Origin of the sequence: Devosia litorisediminis, from assembly GCF_018334155.1 — a bacterium.
Lineage (GTDB): Bacteria > Pseudomonadota > Alphaproteobacteria > Rhizobiales > Devosiaceae > Devosia > Devosia litorisediminis.
In genome coordinates this window covers 23,264-44,720 of the sequence record NZ_JAGXTP010000003.1, presented here as the reverse complement: position 1 = coordinate 44,720, position 21,457 = coordinate 23,264, and the positions used below count along the sequence as shown (strand labels likewise).

Genomic DNA, 21,457 nt, shown 5'->3' with positions numbered 1-21,457 from the left:
GGGGTCACGCTTCTGGAGAGCGAGCATGCTGAAGGCGAGTATTACGGCGTTCATCGATGACGAATCGGGCGCAACGGCAATGGAATATGCCTTGCTGGCAGCGCTGATCGGGATCGCCATCGTTGGCACATTCGCCACGCTCGGCAACGGGCTGCAGGGCCTGTTCAACAATGGCGCGGCCAATTCAATCAGCAGCGGCGCCAATTCCCTGAACTAACAGTCGAGCAGACGCATTATTGCAGCGTCACGACCTTGTACTGCTCGCCGACCGTAACGGGATCGCCGGGGTAGAGGTCGTTGATGATGTAGAACAGATCGCTGCCCCGACTGAGCGCGCTCATCTGGCGGGCCAGTGAATCGGCGGTGTCGCCAGCCTTGGCCGTGACGATGCGGATTGCCACCTTGCGAATGCCCGAAATGTCGCTGGCCGTGGTGCGGCGGAAGCTTTCGAGCGTGGAGGCGGCACCCTGGGCAAAGCGGGTGCTGTCGGCCTTGGCGGCAAAGATGAAGCGATAGACCTGGCCATCCAGGCGCATTACCGAGACGCGGAAGAACCACTGATCGGTCTGGGCCAGACCGGTCGCCATCTCGATGCCGTTATGGGTCTGGCTGGAGACGCTGTCGGTCTTGAGGCCGGCGATCCAGCCCGATTTGAGATAGTCGGTCAGCGCCACGTTGGGCTGCACATCGGCGCTGTCAAAGCGCACGGCCTCGCCATCGCCCGCCACGCCGACAACCGCGCTCTGGGAGTTCTGCAGCGTATAGCCCTGCGGCACGGTGAAGGTGAATTTGGATGCCGGATGTACGAATTGGCGGCCAATGATCGAGCCCTGGGCGGGGCTGTCACCAAAGGTCAGGCCCGCGATCGAGGCCAGATAGCCGGCGCGGTCGACCTCACCCAGGCCCGGCTTGCCGAACATGGAGCGGGCGGTGTCGATGGCCTTCTGAATGCGGGCAGGGGTGGAGGGATGGGAGGACAAGAAGCCCTCATTGTCCTTGCCAGCGCCGGCCGAGAAAGTGGCAAAGCGGCTCATCACGCCCAGGAAGCGGGCGGCGGCCTGCGGGTCATAGCCGGCCTTGCCGGAAAACTTGATGCCTTCGCGATCGGCCTCGAGCTCCTGGCTCTGGCCGAAGGCGGCCAGCGACTCGCGGGTGCGGCTGGCGGTAGCGTCGGTAGAGGTGTCGCCACCGAACACGCTGGTAATGACGCGGTCGACAATGGCGGTGGTGCGGGTACGGTCGGTGCGGGCCCGGGCATGGCGCAGGGTGACGTGGGCGATTTCATGGGCCAGCACGGCTGCCAGTTCGCTGGTGTCGGAGGCCAGCGCCAGGATGCCGCGCGTTACATAGATATAGCCACCGGGCAGCGCGAAGGCATTGACCTCGGAGCTGTCCAGAATGGTCACCTGGAACTGGGCATTGGGCTGGTCGGCAGCATCGAGAAGGCGGCCGACAATGCGGGCCACCATGATTTCGGCGGGCCGGTCGGAATAGACCCCGCCATAGGCGGCGATGATGCGCGGGTGTTCGCGTCGGCCGATCACCGCGTCATCGGGATCGGTGCCTTCGGGCACCACGGTGGGCGCAGGGCGGTCGCCGGTCTGGCTGACCGCAATGTTGGAGCTGGTCAGGGTCGTGCAGGCGGCAAGCGCCAGCAGCGACACGGCCATCAGCCCGTTGCGCAAACCCTTCGCGATATGCCCCTTGCCCATCATCGTGTCGCCAGAACCTCAAGCTGTTCGGGATGGGTGATCTCGATGCGTGGACCATCCCGGTCATCCACCCATCCTCGTATGCGCACGAACGCCCCTTCGAGCACCAGCGGATCAACGCCGGCCGCCTTGAACAGTTTCAACCCGGGCGCTTCAATCACGGCGGTGAAGTCTTGCTTCCAGATCCGGCCAAAATTGAGGTAAGCCCGCCCGCCGCGATGCTCGGCGTGCAGAATTCTGCCTTCGACAAGTTCGTAATGGCCCGCCTTGGTGAGCAGGTCACCAGGCGCGTCCGCCGCACGCACGCTGTAATAGGGATCGCGCCAGATGCCAAGGCCAGACAGACGGGCGCGGCCCTCGGCAGCGAACAACAAATCGAGACATTGACGGTTGTCTGGGAAGGAATAGACGCGGGCCAGTCCCATGGCGACCATGGCGTGCTGGGCCCAGGTGGGCCCGTCCGGCGTGTCGACGAAGACATGGGCCAGCTGGCGGTCATAGCGGTCGATCTTTTCACCGCCATAACCCAGCTGCACCGTCTTGTTGAGCACCATGACCTCGAGGGCGGCCTTGGCCTCGGGACCCATTGGCCAGGTGTCAAAGCCATCGCGGCCCAGTGGCAGTTTTGGTGCCTGGGTGCCGATCATGCGCACCACCCGGCCGTCATTGAGCACGATGGTGTCGCCATCGGTCACTTCCACGACGGTGCCGCCCGCCACCATGTCCAGTGCGGGACAGGCGATGGTTGCAGTGGACACCGATGAGAGCGCCGCGAGCGTGGCAAGCTGGACAAGACTGGTATTGAGCAAATCGGGCCCCGGAAAGATTTCGTTCACCATGCACCCAAATACGGCAAAAAATCATTACCATGCGTTCATGGCTTCAAAAGCCTGTCAGCAGCGCCCCGGCTCGGTTGAGCCAGAGCGGTGGCGCTGGTAAGAGGGGCGGGTTTTCAATACCGCATTTTTCGGAGCCGTTCCGCTTTGTCGATTGTCCGCCGACTTGCCCTTGTGGCGCTGCTTGCCCTGCTCAGCCTGGGTCGTGCACACGCCAATCCGATGCTGCTGGTCGATATGGACACGCTCGAAGTGCTCTATGCGCAGGAGGCTGGCCAGCCCTGGCATCCGGCCTCGCTGACCAAGATGATGAGCGCCTATGTCACCTTCGAGGAAATTGCCAAGGGCAATATGACGCTTGATACCCCGGTGGTGCTGTCCAAAAAGGCAGCCGGTCAGGCGCCCTCCAAGACCAGCCTGCCCGCGGGCAGCGGTCTGACCCTGAAAGACGCGCTCTACATCATGGTGGTCAAATCGGCCAATGACGTTTCCATGGCGATCGCGGAAACCGTGGGTGGCAGCGAAGCGGGGTTTGTTGCCAAGATGAATGACGCGGCGGCACGCATGGGGCTGACGGCGACCCATTTCACCAATCCCAACGGGTTGCACGATCCCGACCAGTACACCTCGGCGCGTGATCTGGCGGTGCTGGCGCTCTATATCCGGCAGAGCTTTCCGCAATATCTGCCGCTGTTCGGCACCGATGTTGTGCGGCTGGGCAAGGCCAATCTGGAATCCAATAACAGCCTGCTGACCAGCTTTGCGGGCACGACGGGCATGAAGACCGGCTTTGTCTGTGCCTCGGGGCTGAACATGGTGGCCACGGTCGAGCGCAATGGCCGCAATCTGATGGCCATCGTGCTGGGCGGCTCATCTGCGCGCGAGCGCAATGAACGGGCGGCTGAACTGATCCTGCGCGGTTTTTCCGGCGCGGTGCGGTCGACCGGCCAGCAGGTGCTGACCCTGGCCAATAATCCGGGCGTGCCACCGGTCGATATGCGGGCCCAGATCTGCGGCAAGGAAGCCAAGGCCTATGTCGCGGCGCAGGAAGCGGCCTTTCCGATGGGACTGACGGGCCAGCCCAGCTATCTCAATGATGTGGTGCCGCCGCGCTCTTATGTGGCAACCGATCTGGGGCGTATCGCGGTTGGCGTCAGCCTGCCGCGCCCACGCCCGGCGCATCTGCCGCAGTTCGCTGCGCCGGTCAGCGCTGAGGCCGTTGCAGGCGATTTGCGGCCCAGCTTGGCGGCTGCCGCGACCAATGCAGCGCCGTTCCCGAGGCCGCGTCCAAACAACCTCTAGGGCTCAGCCCTTGATGATGCTGAAATTGATGGCGTCGTCCTGGGTGACGAGGCTGCACTGATGGCCGTTCTGACGGCAAAACAGCGGGATATCGATCTTCGCCATCGGGTCGGTGGCCAGAACGTTCAGCGTGGCGCCCGAGGCCATGGCCTCAAGGCGCTTTTCCATTTTCAGCACGGGCAGGGGGCATTTGAGCCCCCGTGCATCAATGATCTCAGCGGGCAATGACCAGCACCCAATGCGTGCCATAGGTCGAACTGCCGTTGAAGCTGACAGCGATACCGGCCCGCGATGCAGTGCCGGTCAGGCCTGCGGCATCAGCGGGATTATTGCGCCAGCCTGAAAAGGTCTCGGCAAAGGTGGCGTAACCCGCGCTCAGCTTCATGCCGGCCAGATCCTGCGGGGTCTGGGGCGGGGTGCCGGTGCGGGCATATTGATCGGCCAGGGCCTGCGCGGTGCCGTCCAGCCCGGTATCATGGCTGAGGGCCGCCAGGCCCTTGGTGGCGCGATAGGCGTTGATCATGTCGATGGCCTGGGCGCGGTCGAGGCTGGCGCCGGGCTGGTCCATGCGGGCCGACAGGCCCGGTGCCAGCGCGGTGGCTGAGCCGCCGCCCGCCATGCCGCCCATGGAGCAGGCCGAAATGATCAGCGCGGCAAGAAGCGCCGCAAGCGGCAAGACGGCTGGTTTGAAATTACGCAGAGCGGGCATGAAACTGTCCTGAAAGGCAAAAGTGGCTGGCAGGCCGATATAGCCGCACCAAGGCCAAATCATGGTGTGCAGCGGTGATACACCACCGCGATTGCTGAGGAATGAATGCACGACCGCAGCCAACGGTCCTAGGGCGTATGCGGCTCATCGAGCCGGGCCATCAGAATGATGTCCTCGAAACGTTCGTCGATATATCGCGCCCTGCGTTTGCGGCCTTCCTCGATAAAGCCCAGTCGGCGATAGAGGCTGATGGCTCTGGCATTGCTGGCGTGAACCTCCAGTTCAATGCGGCTCAGCCCGATCTGGCGGGCACGCGCCAGCGTCGCCAGCAGCAATTGGCCGCCATGCCCCTGACCGCGCCAGGCGGGCAGAAGACCCATCCCCATGCTGCCGACATGGCTCTCGTAGTCGCCATCACTGCGCACGATATCGCACCAGCCGATCAGCGTGTCATCGCACATTGCCACAAACTGGGGGTGGCCATGGGCAATATTGCTGCGCACAAAATGGGCGGCACCATCGGGGCTGGGGCCTGCCATGCGGCTGAGATAGCGCCGCTCTCTGGCCACCAGATCCACCGCAGCGCGAAAACCTTCAATGTCACCTTCGGTGATGGGCCGTATACTGACCTCGTGCGCCATCCTTGCTGTCTCCCCTCCTGCTGGCTGAGCACTATGCCCCAGACGCTGGCGCGGTCGAGCGCAAAAATGCAGGCGGGTGTCTGGGAGGGGTGACCGGATCGACGCCAGGCGTGACACCGCAGCAGCAGTCAGGTCAGTGGTGATCTCGGCGGGATTCGAACCCACGACCCCAGGATTAGGAATCCTGTGCTCTATCCGACTGAGCTACGAGACCACGCCTTTCCGATAGCAAATGTGCGGAAATAGCGAAACCCGTATGGTGCTGGCATCGGCAAACAAAAAGCAGCCCCGGTGGGGGCACAGTGGGTTCGGGCATGCCGCGCGAACCCACCATGGCGTCGTTGCGCCTTTCTTGCCCTAGACCGGCAGCATCAGCGTGGTGGCGCGGGTCACGCTGGCGCTCAGCGGCAGATCATCGGAAGACTGGCCCAACCGCAGGGTGAAACTGCCATTCTCGAGCAACCAGTGTTTGGACTGGGGACGGAAAAAGGCAAAGGCGCGGGCGTCCAGTCTGAGGGTGAGCTGGGTGCTCTGGCCCGCCTTGAGCCAGGCCTTGGCAAAGGCCTTGAGTTCCTTTTCCGGGCGCGGGTCGGACGCCTCATCGTCGCATACATAGAGCTGGACCACGCTGGCGCCATCGCGGGCCCCGCTATTGGTCAGGGTGACGGTCACTGTCACGGCGCCATCGGCTTCAAAGGCGGTATCGTCCACCTGCAGATCGCTCAGGGTGAAATCGGTATAGCCCAGGCCAAAGCCGAAAGGGAAAAGCGGCTTGATGCCGTGCCTGTCATAGTGGCGATAGCCGACAAAGATGCCCTCTTCATAGCGCACCTTGCCGTCGAGGCCGGGATAGATTTCGGCATCCTGGCTCTGGGTGGGGTTATCGCTCCAGCGGGCGGGGAATGTCTGGGGCAGGCGGCCGGTGGGTTCGGCCGCGCCCGTGAGCACATCGGCAATGGCATTGCCCGCTTCCTGGCCGGGATACCAGGCCTGCAGCAGGGCGGCGACCGAGCCGATCCAGTCCATTTCCACCGGGCCGCCAGTCTGCAGCACGACGATTGTGTTGGGATTGGCCCTGGCAATGGCGGCCACCAGCTCGTTCTGGCGACCGGGCAGGGTGATCGAGGGCAGGTCGCTGCCTTCGGTGTCCCACTCGCCGCTGCGGCCAATGCAGACGATGGCGGTCTCGGCGGTGGCGGCCAGCGCGGCAGCCTCGGCAATGGCCTGGTCGCCCAGCGGCAGCCCGATACCGGCGGCAAAGGCGGCCAGCCCCAGCGTGGCAAAATCCTTGGTGGCAAATTCGATCACCACCTGATGGGCGCGCCCGGCTTGCAGCTCGACTGTCCCCACCACCTCGTCGCAGCCCTCTTCAAAGAAGGTGCGGCCCTTGGTCCAGTTGGTCCAGGCATCGGCGATCAGTTCGCCATCAACAAACACCTTGGCAAAGCCCGCAGCATAGATGCCGACGCGGTGTGTACCGCTGACTTCGGGGGTGAAGCTGCCGGTGATGCGGGCAGAAAAATGCATCGGATCGACCTTGCCCTCGGCAACATGGCCAATCCAGAAAGCCTGCGCCTCTTCCTGGGTGCCGATATGGACCGGGGCGCCCTCAAGCCGCTCATTGTCGAAATACGCCACCTGCAGATCGCCGCGCAGCAATGGCTCAAAGCGGTGATTGGTGCAGCCGGGGGCGTAGCGCAGGCGCTCCTGGCCCAGTGCGTTGATCAGCCCCTGCCAGGGCGAGATGCGATAATGGGCGTTGAGCTGGGCGCTGCCGCCCCCCATGATCTGGGCGGTCTTGGCATTGGGGCCGATCACCGCAATGGTGCCATCGCCCTTGAGCGGCAGAATGCCGTTATTCTTGAGCAGCACGGCCGCCTCGGCGCCGGCACGGCGGATCAGGGCACGGTGCTCGGGTCGGTCATTGGCGTGCTCGACAAAATCACGGTGGTCATCGAGCGAGCCGACGCGCTGCATCAGGGTGAGCATATCGACGACGCGGCGGCGCAGGGTTGCCCTGCTGACCGTACCGGCATTGACCGCGTCGATCAGCTTGTTGCCACGATCGCGGGTCGGGCCGGGCATTTCCAGATCAAGGCCGGCATTGACCGTTTCGGCGGTCGAGTGCGAGCCGAACCAGTCGGACATGACGATGCCGTCATAGCCCCATTCGTCCCGCAGGACGGTGGTCAGCAACCAGTTGTGCTCGGAAGTGAAGGTGCCGTTGAGCTTGTTGTAGGAGCTCATCACGCCCCAGGTGCCCGCCTTCTTGACCGCCCATTCAAAGGGCACCAGATAGATTTCGCGCAGGCTGCGCTCATCGATCTCGCTGGAAATCGTGGTGCGCTCGATTTCCGATTCATTGCCGGCAAAATGCTTGATGGTGGCGCCGATGCCCTGGCTCTGCAGCCCGGCAATATAGGCGCTGGCCAGTTCGGCGGTCAGGATCGGGTCTTCCGAATAGCATTCGAAATTGCGGCCATTGGTGACAGAGCGGTGGATATTGACCGTGGGGGCAAGCAGCATGTGGGCGCCCTTGGACTTGACCTCATCGGCCAGCGCCACGCCGACCTGTTTGAGCAGATCGATATTCCAGGTCGCGCCCAGCGCGATGCCCACCGGGAAGCTGGCCGATTTGACGCCGCCGATCAGCGAGCCGCCGCCGCGCGCGCCATTGGGGCCGTCGGTGACGCGCAATTTGCCGATGCCGAGACGATCAATGGCGGGCACCGACCAGAAATCTTCGCCCGAGAGGATGGCGACCTGTTCGTCCAGCGTCATCTGGTCGGCTAGCTGTTCGATGCGGTCAGTCATGGCAGGCCCCTATGTGTCTGTGGTGGCCTCCACAGATCGCACTGTCCGGGGTCGTGTCAATTCGCCCGGACAGGCAGATCAGTCGAAAAGTCAGCGGGGGCTGATTGGCGCCTTTTTGGTGCGGCCCCAGACGATAAAGAGCGAAAGGGCCAGCAGGACCAGATTCATGGGCAGTACGCTGAACTCTGCACGGCTGATATGGACGCCCATGGCGAGGACCTGAATGACCGAGAAACCAACAGCGGCCAGCGGCGTCAGACGCGGCAGGATGCGGGTCAGCGCGGGCAGGATGAGGCCGATGGCGCCGAGCACTTCCACGGTACCGATAAAGCGGGTCAGCATTTCGGGGTAGTCCAGTGCGTAGCTCATGCCCATGGCGCCGAGGGCTTCCATGGACTGGGTGAGCTTGTTGAAGCCGGCAAAGCCGTACATCAGGGCCAGAAGCGCCTGGGCGACCCAGAGGCCGATATTCCATCCATTGCGGCCGGTGGCGCCGTTGGTCGTGTCCGTCATGTTGTATCCTTATGGCAGGTGCGACAACTGCGCCCTAGGCACAGAAGAGAACCATGACTATATTTGTGCCTAAGGAACGACAAGAAGGCACATTCATGTCACTGCAAGATGACGAGTTCAAATCGCTGCAAGACACCTCCAAATCATCTAACTGCACGGCCATGTCCGATGTGCTCAACCGGATTGGTGACAAGTGGAGCGTGATGGTTGTGGGCATTCTGGGTCATAACGGCACGCTGCGCTTTAACGAGCTCAAGCGCATGATCAATGGCGTCAGCCAGCGCATGCTCACCCTGACCCTGCGCAATCTGGAGCGCGATGGTCTGGTGACCCGCACCATCTATCCCGAGGTGCCGCCGCGCGTGGAATACAAGCTGACCGAACTGGGCAAGACGCTGCAGCAGCCAATCAACGCGCTGTGGAACTGGTCCTCGGAAAATCATGGCTCGATCATGGATGCCCGGGCCATCTATGATGCGCGTGAGACAGCTGTGGCCGCCGAGCCGCGCAAGGTCGCCTACGTCCGCAGCTGATCGGGCACGCCTGATCGCCACGGATTTGCCAATGCCGGACCAATGCGATCTGCTGGGTCGGTATTGGCAACGCGCCATCCTCGCCTCGGCGACCACACCAGTTGGAGACGGCGATGAAGCTGTTCGATCACCGCCTGCGCACGGCCTCTGCGCAACACGCCGCCGCCGTGCGGCATTATGAGTTGGCCCGCACGCTGGTCGAGTTTCTGGCGGCTATCGCCTTCATCGTCGGCAGCGTGCTGTTTTTCTATTCCAGCCTGCTGTTCGCCGGCACCTGGCTGTTTCTGATCGGCTCGATCCTGTTTGCGGTGCGCCCCAGCATTCGCCTGATGCTCGAACTGCATCTGATGCGCCTGCCCGTACCGGCAGAATTTCAGCCTCTGGGCATGACGCAGCAGAGCGCATCAGACAGCGCATCTGCCCGATAATGATCACGCGCCAGGCGCTGGCTGAACAACTGGCCGGGTTCGGCCTTGTGTCTGGTGATGCTGTGCTGGTGCATGCGGGGCTGCGATCCATTGGCCCCATTCTGGGCGGACCGGATAGCTTGATCGGTGCGCTGGCTGACGTCGTGGGACCGTCCGGCACAATTTTGGGCTATTGCGACTGGCAGTTCGATGATGGCGTGATCGATCGGGCCGAATTGCGCGCCCATATTGCGCCCTTTGATCCGGCCGCCTCCCGGTCGATCCGCGACAATGGCGCCTTTCCTGAACTGCTGCGCACCACGCCGGGGGCTCTTCGGAGCGCCAGCCCGGGCGCCTCATGCGCGGCGCTGGGTGGCCGTGCCGCCTGGTTCGTGGCCGATCACGCGCTCGACTATGGCTATGGGCCGCAATCGCCATTCGGCAAACTTGTTGCCGCCGGTGGCAAGACATTGCTGCTGGGGGCGCCGCTCGACACCATGACCTTGCTGCACCATGCCGAGCATCTTGCCGACATTCCCGGCAAGCGGATACGTCGCTATCAGACGCCGATCCTGGTCGATGGGCAAATAGTCTGGCGCTGGTTTGAGGAGTTCGATACCGGCATTCCGATTGTCGACGGGCTGGCCGATGACTATTTCGCGGATGTCGTGGAGGATTTCCTCGCCACCGGACAGGGCCGGCGCGGGCTTATCGGGTATGCGCCATCGGTACTGGTGGAGGCTGCCCCAATGGTGGAGTTTGCCGTTAGCTGGCTTGAACGGCGCTTCGGGCGTTCCTGAGGCCGGGATTGGGCAATGGCTGGTTTTTGACCATATCAGGGCCGCATTGTCAGGCGATCCCCGGGCTGGATCATGCTAGGGGTCTGGGACAACGGAGAGTGTTGCTGTGGCAGACGATTGGGCCGTCAAAGGCGTTTCACGAGATGACGAGCGGCTCGTGCCGGGCGACAGTGGCGCTAAACCGGCCCCGGAACCTGTGGCCGCACACCGGTCAACGGGTCTGCCCTTGAGCAATCTTGTCAGTATGGCGGTGGGCGTGATCGGTCTGGCGGCGCTGGGCGCCTCGGCCTGGGTCTATGCCGAAACCCAGCGCGACATCAGACGTGTCTCCACCGATATCGCGCAGATCCGGGTGAGCCTGGAGCTGTTCGGGCGCCAGCAGGGCGCGGGCAGCAGTGCAGCCAGCGATGATGGCGCCTTGCTTGATCTATCCAACCGGCTGGCGGTGCTTGAAGCCGAGCAGCGCATGGGCGGGGCGGCCACAGCCCTTTCGAGCTTGCCGGGCCTGCCCAGCGCTACCGCCGAGACCCCGACCATTGCAACGGGCGGCGACTGTCTGCCAGTGGGCATGCGGTTCATGGTGTCGGCAGGGGATGTCTATCCGGTATGCGGCACCAGCGGCACGGTGGGCATTGCCGCGGTCGATGATGGCTATATCACGCTGTCGGATGGCACCATTATTGCGCGCGGCGGCACGGTGGGCCTGCCCAATACCCAATGCATGCTGGGCGTTGTGCCCAGCGATGGTGGTGGGGTGAGCGACTACGCAGAAATCCGCGTCGTCTGCTGATCGATAAAACCTAGCGGGCGAGCCGGGGACGGGGCACGGGTGCGGTCTTGCCGCTCATGACCGGGGTTACCTCTTCGCCGCCAAACAGGCCGCCCAGACCACCGAACAGATTGGTGACGGCGCCATTGACTGCGCCGTTGACGGCCTCGCTGCGCTCCTTGAGCGCGGCTTCCTCGGCGATGCGCCGTTCAGTTGCCGCCAGTTCGTCGGCCACAGCTTTTTCGTCGGCCAGCAATTTTGCCTGCAGCGCAGCGCTGCGGGTCACGGCAGGGCAGGGGCCGGCCGCATTGAGCGCACCGCCACCACTGGCGTTGAAGATGTACTGGCGTTCGCACACATCCCAGGCGGGCGGCTGCTTGTTGAGCTCGAACAGGTCGTAGCCTTCCTTGATGTCCTTCCAGAAATTGAGGTGCTGGCTCTTGGCCTGCTTTGCCAGGTTGGTCGAGGTCATCTTGAAGGGGAAGATCTGCAGCTGGAAGCTGGAATTGCCGCCCTTGAAGCTCTCGCGGGCCAGCGCATAGATTTCGGCAATGCCGTGATCGGTCATGGCGTAGCAGCCGCGCGAAGAGCAGTCGCCATGCACCATCAGATCCGAGCCCGTGCGGCCATGGACGCGGTCGAACTTGTTGGGAAAGCCGGTATTGAAGGCCAGATAATAGTTGGACTTGGGATTCATCAGGCCCGGCGTGATCGTATAGAACCCCTCAGGGCTCTGCCGGTCGCCTTCCTTGATCTTGGGGCCCAGATCGCCCGAGAAGGCGCAAATCTCATAAGTGCGGAACAGCTTGAACTGGCCGGCGCTGGTGCGCTTCCAGACTTCGAGCGACTGCTCCTGCTTGAAGATGCGGATCATCATGGCTTCGCCGGGTGACGAGCCCATGGATTTGAGCGCCGAGACGACGCTCGACTGCAGCGGCTGGTTGTGCCGGTTGCTCGATGATTTGGGCAGGAAGCCACCACAGGCAGCCAGGCCGAAGACGACCCAGAGCAGAATGATCGCAGAGCAGATTTTACGAAGAACGGTGGCGGTCACGATGGCGCGGCCCAATTGCGAGAACAGTCGCTGACCTTTAGGGGCCAGTGGTTACCCAAGCATGAGAATTGCTGGTGAATGAAGTCTTACCATGGGCCAAAATCCCCAGCTAGTCGGGGCTGTTCACACAGATGTGTGGGCAGGGCCCTCGCCCGCATGGGCAAAGGCCAGCGTGCAGACAGGCTTAAAGCGCGGTGCCGATGGCCATGAATTTCTCGCGGCGGTGCTCGCGCACTTCGAGCCGGCTCTTGCCCGAAAAGTCGGCCAGGAACTTGGCAAGCGCTTCGCGGGTCGAGGCCATGACCGCCTCGGGATGACGATGGGCGCCGCCGGTGGGCTCGGGAATGATGCCGTCGATTACGCCAAAGCCGAGCAGGTCGGCCGAGGTGATCTTCATATTGGTGGCCGCATCCTGGGCCCGGGCCGCGTCACGCCACAGAATGGTGGCGCCGCCTTCGGGCGAAATGACCGAATAGATGGCGTGTTCGAGCATCAGCACGCGGCTGGCCGTGGCAATGGCAATCGCGCCGCCAGAGCCGCCTTCGCCGATGACGATGGCGATATTGGGCACGCCCAGTTCGAGCGATTTTTCGGTGGAGCGGGCAATGGCTTCGGCCTGACCGCGCTCTTCAGCGCCGATGCCGGGATAGGCGCCAGCGGTGTCGACGAACGAGATCACCGGAATATTGAACCGGTCGGCCATTTCCATGATGCGGACGGCCTTGCGATAGCCTTCAGGCCGGGCCATGCCGAAATTGTGCTTGAGGCGGCTCTCGGTGGAGTTGCCTTTTTCCTGACCCAGAACGGCGACAGGCTGACCATTGAAGCGGCCAAAGCCGGCCTGAATGGCAGAGTCTTCGGCAAACTTGCGATCGCCAGCCATGGGCTGCCATTCGGTGATCAGCGTCTTGATGTAATCGGAGAAGTGCGGCCGCTGCGGATGACGCGCGACCTGGGTCTTCTGCCAGGGCGTGAGTTTTTTGTAGATTTCCACCAGCGCCTCGTCGGCGCGGCTCGACAGGCGGTTGACCTCCTCGTCGATGCTGACGGCCTGATCGGTCGCTGCAAGAGACTTGAGCTCGGCGATCTTGCCTTCAAGATCGGCTACCGGCTTTTCGAAATCGAGATAAGACTGCATTCCACCTGCCCGTTAGGGGTCACATTTCTGGACCCATGCATCAGGGCCGCTGCTGTCGCGCCCTAAAGTGGCCGGAAAGTGACGATGGCGCAATGGCAAGTCAAGCGGAGTCACAGCGATAGGCGCTTTGTGGGGCTCGATGCTAACAGTCTGTTACCCGATTACCCCCAGATGTCATGACTGGTTGAGGGGGTGGTGGGTCTCCACCAGAGTGCGCAGCTTCTCGTCCAGAACATGGGTATAAATCTGGGTGGTCGAGATATCGGCATGGCCGAGCAGCATCTGTACCACGCGCAGATCGGCGCCGCCGGCCAGCAAATGGCTGGCAAAGGCATGGCGCAGCACATGAGGGGCGACACGGGCCGCGCTGATCCCGGCCAGCCCGGCCAATCCCTTGAGATCGCGGGCAAAAACCTGGCGCGACAGATAGCCGTCGGCACCCTTGGCGGGGAACAGGAAAGGGCCCGGCTCCAGCGTTGCCAGATAAGTCTTGATGGCATCGCGGGCGCGATCGTTGAGCGGCACGATGCGCTCCTTATTGCCCTTGCCGGTGACGGTGATGAAGCTGGTGTCGCGCATTACCGCGGCGCGGCGCAGGCTTACCAGCTCGGAAACGCGCATGCCGGTGGCATAGAGCAGTTCGAGCAGCACATAGAGCCGCAATGCCCCCGCCTGCTCAGCGGGTGAAGCCTCTGCATTGGCTTGGCTTTCTGCGGTGGTGAGCAGTTTATCCACCTCGGCCACCGAGAGCACCTTGGGCAGGGCCCGGCGGCTCTTGGGGCTGGCGACAATGCGGGTGGGGTCATCGCCGCGCAGATTATCGGCGCACAGGAACTGGTGGAACTGGCGGATGGCAGACAGGCGGCGGGCACTCGAAGAGGCCGACAAACCCTGACTATCGAGCCCGGCGAGATAGGCCATGACCGCCTCGCGGTCGCTCTTGAGCGCCGTTTGTCCCCGCCCGGCCAGAAAGGCTGCATAATCATCGAGGTCGCGGCGATAGGCATCGATGGTGTTCTTGGCCGCACCCCGTTCGGCGCTCATCATTTCAAGAAATGATGCGACCAGATGGGTGCCGCTCATTGGCCGGTGGTCTGCGGGGTAGCGGTGTCTGCGCTGGCCGGTTCGGTGCTGCCGGGCAGGGCCGGCGCGCCGCCATTGAGCAGGTCGCGGGTGGGGATGCGAATGGTCACCTGTTTGGGCTCGGGCTCGACAAAGGCCACCAGGGCGAACATGCCCACATAGACAAGGCCTGCCAGAAACAACAGCGTGATGATGAGGCGGATCAGGGTCGGCATGAGGGTCCACTAAACTGCATTTGCCGAAAATATGGCAGTAAATGGTTTCATTTCCGTAGGGATAAGGCAATGGCGCGCTAGTTCTTGACAGCGACGGCGCAGGCGGGTTGATAGCGGCCATATCAGGAGTGCCACTGCTTGACCCGACCCGATCCGGCATTGCGACAGGCCCGCGCCGAGGAGCTTGCCGAACTATTGGACGGCCGGCCGCTGGTGCTGGTCGGCATGATGGGCGCCGGCAAAACCACTGTCGGCCGCCGGCTTGCCGCGCGCCTCAACCGTCAGTTTCTCGACAGCGACGAAGAGATCGAAAAGGCCGCGCAGATGAGCGTGCCCGAGATTTTCGAACAGCGCGGCGAGCCCGAATTTAGGGCCGGCGAAACCCGGGTGATTGCCCGGGTGCTCAAGACCCGGGGCGTTGTTCTGGCGACGGGCGGCGGGGCTTTTGTCAATCAGGAGACCCGCGCGCTGGTCAAGGCGGAAGCCATTTCGGTCTGGCTCAAGGCCGAGATCGGTATCCTGTTCGATCGGGTGTCGCGGCGCTCCAACCGCCCCCTGCTCAAGACGGCCAATCCGCGTGCGACGCTGGAAAAGCTGATCGAGGAACGCTACCCCATTTATGCCGAGGCCGATGTTACCGTGACCAGCCGCGACGTGCCGCAGGAAGCGGTCGCCAGCGATGTGGTGCAGGCGGTGCTGGCCTATCTCAAACAACAGGACACCTGATGGCCAATATTGCGCACACCGTTCATGTCGGCCTGGGCGATCGGGCCTATGACATTCTGATCGGCGACCGGCTGCTCGATGATGCGGGTGCGCTGCTGGCCGAACGGTTTCCGGGGCGCCGCTATGGCATCATCACCGATGACAATGTCGCCAAGGCGCAATTGCCACGGCTGCTGGCCTCGCTCGATGCTGCAGGGTTGCAGCACAGCGAAATCGTGCTGCCAGCGGGCGAAAGCACCAAGTCATGGGATCTGCTGGGGCAGGCTGTCGAGGGCATTCTGGCCGCCCGTCTGGAGCGCGGCGATCTGATCATCGCGCTGGGGGGCGGGGTGATCGGTGATCTGGCCGGCTTTGCATCGGCGATTGCCCGGCGCGGCATGGGGTTTGTGCAGATGCCGACCTCGCTACTGGCGCAGGTCGACAGCTCGGTGGGGGGTAAGACCGGCATCAACTCTCCGCATGGCAAGAACCTGATCGGAGCGTTTCATCAGCCAAAACTGGTGCTGGCGGACCTGTCCACGCTCGACACGCTGTCGCCGCGACAGTTCGCGTCGGGCTATGCTGAAGTGGTCAAATACGGCCTGATCGACGATGAAGCGTTCTTTTTCTGGCTCGAAGAGAATCAGGCGGAAATCTTTGCTGGTGGTCCCGCGCGCGGCGAAGCCATTGCGCGCTGCTGCGCCCACAAGGCGCGCGTGGTGCTCGAGGACGAGACCGAGCTGGGCGTGCGCGCACTGCTCAATCTTGGGCACACCTTCGGCCATGCGCTGGAAAAGGACACCGGCTATTCAGATCGCTTGTTGCATGGCGAGGGCGTGGCCGTCGGCATGGTGCTGGCGCACGGCTTTTCGGCCCGGCAGGGTCTGGCACCGAGCCAGGACACCGGCCGCATCGTGGCGCATTTGAAAAAGGCGGGTCTGCCCACCACATTGGCTGAGGTGCCCGGCACGCTGGGCAGTACAGAAGCGCTCATGGCCGCGATTGCCCAGGACAAGAAAGTCAGCCGCGGCGCGCTGACCTTCATCCTGACGCGCGGCATCGGTCGGGCGTTCATCGAAAAAAATGTCGACCCCAAAGCGGTCTCGAGCTTTCTTGACGATATGCGCGGCTAGTCTTTGTCTGCTACAGGGTATGGCCCTGCCGATGGCAGGACTTCGATGGCGAGAGCGTGGACGCGTTCCTTGAGTTCGTCATCAAGCGTTTCCATGATCGCGCGGTGTTGCGCGACGCGGCTGAGCCCGTCAAAATGGGCGGTCGCGATTCTGACACGAAAGTGGGTTTCACCCCCTTCACGCCAGCCGGCATGACCATGATGGAGCATCGACTCGTCGATCACATCGAGGAAGGCAGGAGTAAACCTGCTGGAGAGCTTGGCGGTAATGGTGTCTTTAGCGGACATCGGGCGGGCACTTTCTAACTGATCCAAGGCAAGTAACTAGGCGCAATGAAATCCCAATCCAAGCTCTTCGATAACATTCGCATCCGTCCGCGCCGGGAAGAAAAGCCCGCGCCCATTGAACATGTGTGTGAATGGGAAGGTTGTGAAAAGGCCGGCGAGTACAAGGCCCCCAAGGGCAATCGTACCGAAGGCAAGCGCAGCGAAGCCGAGTATCACCGGTTCTGCCTTGAGCATGTGCGCCACTACAATACGGCGTTCAACTTCTTTGCCGGCATGGAAAAGGACGAGCTCAACGAGGCGCTGACCAAGCCGCCCAAGGCCGAAAGTCGCTCCAGCTTTGCCACCGGCAATCCCAGCGTGCGGCCTCGCGCCGCTGCCACGGCCGGCATGCGGCCGGGCGATCGCTATGGCGATCCGTTCGGCGTGTTCGCCAAGTATCGTCACCGTCAGGCGCAAAAGCCTGCCGAAGAACGGGTCAAGGCGCTCAATGAAAACGATCGTCGTGCGCTTGAAACGCTTGGCATTCTGGGCCAGGCCAAGGCTGATGAGATCAAGAGCGCCTACAAGACCCTGGTCAAGATTCATCACCCCGACGCCAATGGCGGCGACAAATCGTCCGAGGAACGTCTTCGGACTATCATCGCGGCCTATAGCCATTTGAAAAAAATGGGCTTTGTCGGCAACTAGGCCTGCCGGTTCGGTGGCTACCGTCCCTGCGACATTGCTGCTATAGAGCGCCCAAGTTTTTCTGTCCCTCCTGTCTCGATTTCGCCAAGAGCTTTGCCATGACTGACTACACCAATCTGCCCGACACCGAATACTCGGCTCGGGAGCTGTTCGGCATCGACACCGACATGAAGGTGATGGGTTACAAGGAAGCCAATAGCCATGTGCCGCCGATCGATCCGGACTATCTGTTCGATCGCAACACCACATTGGCAATTCTGGCCGGCTTTGCCTTCAATCGCCGCGTCATGGTGCAAGGCTATCACGGCACCGGCAAATCGACCCATATCGAGCAGGTTGCCGCGCGGCTGAACTGGCCGCTGGTCCGCGTCAATCTCGATAGCCATGTCAGCCGTATCGACCTGGTCGGCAAGGACGCGATCGTGCTCAAGGACGGCAAGCAGATCACCGAATTCCGTGACGGTATCCTGCCATGGGCCGTGCAGAACAATGTTGCGCTGGTGTTTGACGAATATGATGCGGGTCGCCCCGATGTGATGTTCGTGATCCAGCGTGTGCTCGAAGTGGCGGGTCGTCTGACCCTGCTCGACCAGAACCGCGTGATCGTACCGCATCCCGCGTTCCGTCTGTTCTCCACCACCAATACGATTGGTCTGGGCGATACATCGGGCCTCTATCACGGCACCCAGCAGATCAACCAGGGCCAGATGGACCGCTGGAGCCTGGTCACCACGCTGAACTACCTGCCCCATGACAAGGAAGTCGGCATCGTTCTGGCCAAGAACAAGGCCTATGCGGCGACCGAAGCGGGCAAGAAGCTGGTGGGCAATATGGTGCGCCTGGCGGACCTGACGCGCTCGGCCTTTATGAATGGCGATCTGTCCACCGTGATGAGCCCGCGCGCTGTCATCACCTGGGCCGAAAATACCGAGATTTTTGGTGGCGATGTCGGCTTTGCCTTCCGCCTGACGTTCCTGAACAAATGCGACGAACTTGAACGCCCTGTCGTGGCCGAGTTCTACCAGCGCGTCTTCGGCGAAGATCTGCCTGAATCATCAGCCAATCTGGCTGTGACGGTCTAAGACAAGAAGGCCCCCTCACCCGGCCCGCTCGGGCCGACCTCTCCCCCAAGGGGGAGGTGCAGGGGGTCCGGCATTTCTCACTTCTCCCTTGGGGGAGCGGTCGCCGCATTCGTGGCGGGTGAGGGGGCCTTCCCCCAACCGACGAGCATTTTTCATGGCCAACCCACCGCGCAACAAAGCCAACAAGCCCGACCAGACGCAGATTTTCAAATCGGCGATGGGGGCAACAGTGCGCGCCATCGGCGCCAAGCCTGATCTGGAGGTGACATTCACCTCGGATCGGCCCCTGCTGACCTCGGACAAGGCACGTCTGGCCAATCTGCCCCGGCTGCCGACCCGGCGCGATATCGCCATTGCCCGCGGGCAGGGCGACGCCATGGCGATGCGGCTGGCCAGCCACGACCCCGAATCACATCGCAAGCGCTCGCCGATGGATCCCACGGCCCGTGCGGCGTTTGATGCGCTCGAGCAGGCCCGCGTCGAGGCGCTGGGCTGCGTGCGCATGCCCGGCATGGCCGGCAATATTGCCGAAATGCTGGAAGACCGCCTGTTCCGCGGCAATTTCGCCGAAGTCGACGACAAGGGCGATGCGCCCATTGCCGAGGCGCTGGGCCTGCTGCTGCGTGAAAAGCTTGCAGGTGTGCCGGTGCCGCCATCGGGCCATGCGCTGGTTGATCTGTGGCGCAAGGAGATCGAAGACAAGGGCGGCAAGTCGCTCGATGATCTGCTGACGCGCTACGAAAATCAGGAAGAGTTCTCCAAGGTGGCCAAGATGCTGCTGCGTGATCTCAATCTGGTGCCCGAAAGCGAACTCGAGGATCCCGCCGATTCCGACGAGAACGATGGGGATGATCAGGAGCCTGATCAGGGCGAGAATTCCGAGCAGGCGCCCGAGCAGGGCGAAGGCGAGAACGACAGCCAGGATAGCGATCAGGACGAACAGACCGGCGACAGCGAAGAAGCTGGCGATGTGGACGGTATTGAATCGGATATGGCCGATACCGATGAGGACGCGGCTGCCGATGCCGGCGAAGACGCCCCCATGCCGCCCCCCGGCAAGGAGGGCAGCAATGAGCTCTCCAACCAGTTCAACTACAAGGTGTTCACCAACAAGTTCGACGAGATCGTCAAGGCGGCCGAGCTGTGTCCACCCGATGAGCTCGATCAGTTGCGCGCCTTGCTCGAGAAGCAGCTGGAGAGCCTAGCCGGCGCTGTTGCGCGGCTGGCCAACAAGCTGCAGCGCCGGCTGATGGCCAAGCAGAACCGCAGCTGGCAGTTCGATCTTGAAGAAGGCCTGCTTGATACGGCGCGCCTGACCCGTGTGGTCACCGATCCGATGCAGGCACTCAGCTTTAAGGTCGAGAACGATACCGATTTCCGCGACACCGTGGTGACGTTGCTGATCGACAATTCGGGGTCGATGCGCGGTCGGCCGATCACCATTGCGGCGATCTGCGGTGATATTCTGGCGCGCACGCTGGAGCGCTGCGGCGTCAAGGTCGAGATTTTGGGCTTTACCACCCGTGCCTGGAAGGGCGGCAAGAGCCGTGAGGCCTGGCTTGAAGCAGGGCGTCCGGCCAATCCGGGGCGCGTCAATGATGTGCGCCACATCATCTACAAGGCTGCCGATGAGCCATGGCGCCATGCCCGGCGCAATCTGGGCCTGATGATGCGTGAGGGCCTGCTCAAGGAAAACATCGATGGCGAGGCGCTCGAATGGGCGCGCAAGCGCCTGATGGCGCGCCCCGAAGCGCGGCGGATCATGATGGTGATTTCCGATGGTGCGCCGGTCGATGACAGCACCCAGTCGGTCAATGCCGGCAATTATCTCGAGGCCCATCTGCGTCAGGTGATCGAAGACATCGAGACCCGTTCGCCCATTCAGCTGGTGGCTGTTGGTATTGGCCATGACGTGACGCGCTATTATCGCCGCGCCGTGACCCTGCTTGATGCCGAAGAGCTTGCTGGGGCGCTGACCGACGAGCTGGCAGCGCTGTTCGATGAAGAATTGCCGCCACAGTCACGTCGCCGCGGACGGTGATGCAACGGACCCTGGCCACCATCGCTGTCGCGCTGCTGGCGGGGTTGTCGCCCCTTGAGGCAGCGGAGGTTGCGGTCAGCGCGACCCAGATCACCAGCTTTGGTGACACCGGGCTGGATGGTCGTGTGGGCCGTCTGGCGTTTCGCGGTGGTCTGGCGCTGGTGGCGCAGGATGATACGTTTGGCGGGCTATCCGGCCTGACCACTACCGGTCCTGACCAGCATGTCAGCTTCGTTACTGACCGGGGCAGCTTTGTGGCTGGACAGCTGGCCTATGACGATACCGATCGCCTGTTCGGGCTGATCGGGGTCACGGTCGAGCCGATCCGCAATTCCAAGGGCGATCCGCTGCCGCGGCAATATGCCAAGGACGCCGAGAGTATCGACACCATCTATCGCAGCGGCATTCCGGTAGGGGTGCGGGTGGGGTTTGAGCATTTGACGCGGGTAGCAGATTTTGCGCTGACCGACGGGGTGCCGGGTGGCGCGGCGCGCGAAGTGGAATTGCCCGGCTGGCTCGATGATCTACGCACCAATGGTTCGCTGGAATCGGTGTGCATTGCCCCCCCAAGCTCCCCCATCGCCGGCTCGACCCTGCTGCTGACCGAAGATCATGAAGACGGCGCGGGCAATCATGCCGGCTGGCTGCTGGGGCAGAACGACAAGGGGCCGATCAGCTATGCGGTCAGCCCGGTGGTGTTTCCGACCGATTGCGCCTTTTTGCCCAATGGCGATCTGCTGGTGCTGGAGCGGGGCGTGTCGATGCTGACGTTTTCGATGGCGCTGCGGCGCGTCGCGGCGGCCGATGTGCGCCCGGGCAGTGTCATGACAGGCGAGCTTTTACTGGCTGTCAGCGGCAGTGCCATCGACAATATGGAAGCGCTGGCGGTGCATCAGGCACCCGATGGCGAGACGCGGATTCTGATCGGCTCGGATAATAATTTCAATGACTGGCAGCGCAGCCTGCTGCTGGAATTTGCGCTGCTCGACTAGTGTG

The 21,457-nt window shown here is 62.6% G+C and carries 24 protein-coding genes and 1 tRNA gene; 12 read left to right on the top strand and 13 right to left on the bottom strand.

The window, feature by feature from the left end; translation table 11 throughout:
• Positions 1–25: 25 nt before the first annotated feature.
• A complete protein-coding gene (locus KD146_RS15265; protein ID WP_212659701.1) occupies positions 26–217 on the top strand; it encodes a Flp family type IVb pilin in 192 nt (63 codons plus the stop codon).
• A gap of 16 nt (positions 218–233) precedes the next feature.
• Here the strand turns inward: KD146_RS15265 and KD146_RS15260 are convergent, their stop codons facing one another.
• Together KD146_RS15260 and KD146_RS15255 are read right to left on the bottom strand one after the other, a co-directional pair.
• Positions 234–1,712, bottom strand: a complete 1,479-nt coding sequence (locus tag KD146_RS15260; RefSeq protein ID WP_212659700.1) for a M48 family metalloprotease — start codon at positions 1,710–1,712, stop codon at positions 234–236.
• Positions 1,712–2,551: a thermonuclease family protein gene (locus KD146_RS15255; protein WP_212659699.1), complete on the bottom strand. Its 840-nt coding sequence runs from the start codon at positions 2,549–2,551 to the stop codon at positions 1,712–1,714. Before KD146_RS15255 ends, KD146_RS15260 begins: the two co-directional genes overlap by 1 nt.
• Positions 2,552–2,695: 144 nt before the next feature.
• Between KD146_RS15255 and KD146_RS15250 the strand changes: the two genes are divergently transcribed.
• The gene (locus KD146_RS15250; RefSeq protein ID WP_212659698.1) at positions 2,696–3,850 is read left to right on the top strand and encodes a D-alanyl-D-alanine carboxypeptidase family protein; all 1,155 of its coding nucleotides are present in this window, start codon (positions 2,696–2,698) and stop codon (positions 3,848–3,850) included.
• Between the two features lie 3 nt (positions 3,851–3,853).
• Here the strand turns inward: KD146_RS15250 and KD146_RS15245 are convergent, their stop codons facing one another.
• The 6 genes from KD146_RS15245 to KD146_RS15220 form a co-directional block, all read right to left on the bottom strand.
• On the bottom strand, positions 3,854–4,018 hold the full coding sequence (locus tag KD146_RS15245; RefSeq protein ID WP_427857119.1) for a sulfurtransferase TusA family protein: 165 nt from the start codon (positions 4,016–4,018) through the stop codon (positions 3,854–3,856).
• Between the two features lie 46 nt (positions 4,019–4,064).
• Positions 4,065–4,559, bottom strand: a complete 495-nt coding sequence (locus tag KD146_RS15240) for a CAP domain-containing protein (protein ID WP_212659696.1) — start codon at positions 4,557–4,559, stop codon at positions 4,065–4,067.
• Positions 4,560–4,687: 128 nt separating this feature from the next.
• On the bottom strand, positions 4,688–5,200 hold the full coding sequence (locus KD146_RS15235) for a GNAT family N-acetyltransferase (RefSeq protein ID WP_212659695.1): 513 nt from the start codon (positions 5,198–5,200) through the stop codon (positions 4,688–4,690).
• Positions 5,201–5,337: 137 nt separating this feature from the next.
• Positions 5,338–5,414 (bottom strand) — tRNA-Arg (locus KD146_RS15230).
• Positions 5,415–5,557: 143 nt separating this feature from the next.
• Positions 5,558–8,014 (bottom strand): beta-glucosidase, encoded by a 2,457-nt coding sequence (locus tag KD146_RS15225; RefSeq protein WP_212659694.1) that lies wholly within the window; start codon positions 8,012–8,014, stop codon positions 5,558–5,560.
• Positions 8,015–8,104: 90 nt separating this feature from the next.
• Positions 8,105–8,527: a DoxX family protein gene (locus KD146_RS15220; protein WP_212659693.1), complete on the bottom strand. Its 423-nt coding sequence runs from the start codon at positions 8,525–8,527 to the stop codon at positions 8,105–8,107.
• Positions 8,528–8,622: 95 nt separating this feature from the next.
• Between KD146_RS15220 and KD146_RS15215 the strand changes: the two genes are divergently transcribed.
• From KD146_RS15215 to KD146_RS15200, 4 genes are all read left to right on the top strand, one after another.
• The gene (locus KD146_RS15215; protein ID WP_212659692.1) at positions 8,623–9,060 is read left to right on the top strand and encodes a winged helix-turn-helix transcriptional regulator; all 438 of its coding nucleotides are present in this window, start codon (positions 8,623–8,625) and stop codon (positions 9,058–9,060) included.
• 113 nt (positions 9,061–9,173) lie between these two features.
• A complete protein-coding gene (locus KD146_RS15210; protein WP_212659691.1) occupies positions 9,174–9,488 on the top strand; it encodes a YrhK family protein in 315 nt (104 codons plus the stop codon).
• Positions 9,488–10,267, top strand: a complete 780-nt coding sequence (gene aac(3), locus KD146_RS15205) for an aminoglycoside 3-N-acetyltransferase (protein WP_212659690.1) — start codon at positions 9,488–9,490, stop codon at positions 10,265–10,267. Before KD146_RS15210 ends, aac(3) begins: the two co-directional genes overlap by 1 nt.
• 226 nt (positions 10,268–10,493) lie before the next feature.
• Positions 10,494–11,057, top strand: coding sequence for a hypothetical protein (locus KD146_RS15200; protein ID WP_212659689.1), 564 nt, complete (start codon positions 10,494–10,496; stop codon positions 11,055–11,057).
• Between the two features lie 10 nt (positions 11,058–11,067).
• On the opposite strand, the gene KD146_RS15195 is transcribed toward KD146_RS15200, so the two are convergent.
• The 4 genes from KD146_RS15195 to KD146_RS18520 form a co-directional block, all read right to left on the bottom strand.
• Positions 11,068–12,090 carry a L,D-transpeptidase family protein gene (locus tag KD146_RS15195; RefSeq protein WP_212659688.1) on the bottom strand — a complete coding sequence of 341 codons (1,023 nt, stop codon included), beginning with the start codon at positions 12,088–12,090 and terminating at the stop codon, positions 11,068–11,070.
• A gap of 184 nt (positions 12,091–12,274) precedes the next feature.
• On the bottom strand, positions 12,275–13,228 hold the full coding sequence (locus KD146_RS15190) for an acetyl-CoA carboxylase carboxyltransferase subunit alpha (RefSeq protein ID WP_212659687.1): 954 nt from the start codon (positions 13,226–13,228) through the stop codon (positions 12,275–12,277).
• A 174-nt stretch (positions 13,229–13,402) separates the two neighbouring features.
• On the bottom strand, positions 13,403–14,311 hold the full coding sequence (gene xerD, locus KD146_RS15185) for a site-specific tyrosine recombinase XerD (RefSeq protein ID WP_212659686.1): 909 nt from the start codon (positions 14,309–14,311) through the stop codon (positions 13,403–13,405).
• Entirely contained in the window at positions 14,308–14,526 is a 219-nt protein-coding gene (locus KD146_RS18520) for a hypothetical protein (protein WP_331284421.1), read from the bottom strand. Before KD146_RS18520 ends, xerD begins: the two co-directional genes overlap by 4 nt.
• A gap of 138 nt (positions 14,527–14,664) precedes the next feature.
• Between KD146_RS18520 and KD146_RS15175 the strand changes: the two genes are divergently transcribed.
• Positions 14,665–15,252, top strand: coding sequence for a shikimate kinase (locus KD146_RS15175; protein ID WP_212659685.1), 588 nt, complete (start codon positions 14,665–14,667; stop codon positions 15,250–15,252).
• Positions 15,252–16,364 carry a 3-dehydroquinate synthase gene (aroB, locus tag KD146_RS15170; RefSeq protein ID WP_212659684.1) on the top strand — a complete coding sequence of 371 codons (1,113 nt, stop codon included), beginning with the start codon at positions 15,252–15,254 and terminating at the stop codon, positions 16,362–16,364. The genes KD146_RS15175 and aroB overlap by 1 nt, the downstream gene beginning before the upstream one ends.
• On the opposite strand, the gene KD146_RS15165 is transcribed toward aroB, so the two are convergent.
• On the bottom strand, positions 16,361–16,651 hold the full coding sequence (locus tag KD146_RS15165; protein ID WP_212659683.1) for a BolA family protein: 291 nt from the start codon (positions 16,649–16,651) through the stop codon (positions 16,361–16,363). The two genes, aroB and KD146_RS15165, sit on opposite strands and share 4 nt — an antisense overlap.
• Positions 16,652–16,696: 45 nt before the next feature.
• Between KD146_RS15165 and KD146_RS15160 the strand changes: the two genes are divergently transcribed.
• From KD146_RS15160 to KD146_RS15145, 4 genes are all read left to right on the top strand, one after another.
• On the top strand, positions 16,697–17,338 hold the full coding sequence (locus KD146_RS15160) for a J domain-containing protein (protein ID WP_212659682.1): 642 nt from the start codon (positions 16,697–16,699) through the stop codon (positions 17,336–17,338).
• Positions 17,339–17,436: 98 nt separating this feature from the next.
• Positions 17,437–18,420 (top strand): cobaltochelatase subunit CobS, encoded by a 984-nt coding sequence (gene cobS, locus KD146_RS15155; RefSeq protein ID WP_212659681.1) that lies wholly within the window; start codon positions 17,437–17,439, stop codon positions 18,418–18,420.
• A gap of 154 nt (positions 18,421–18,574) precedes the next feature.
• A complete protein-coding gene (gene cobT, locus KD146_RS15150; protein ID WP_212659680.1) occupies positions 18,575–20,461 on the top strand; it encodes a cobaltochelatase subunit CobT in 1,887 nt (628 codons plus the stop codon).
• Entirely contained in the window at positions 20,461–21,453 is a 993-nt protein-coding gene (locus KD146_RS15145) for an esterase-like activity of phytase family protein (protein ID WP_212659679.1), read from the top strand. Before cobT ends, KD146_RS15145 begins: the two co-directional genes overlap by 1 nt.
• The last annotated feature ends 4 nt before the right edge of the window (positions 21,454–21,457 follow it).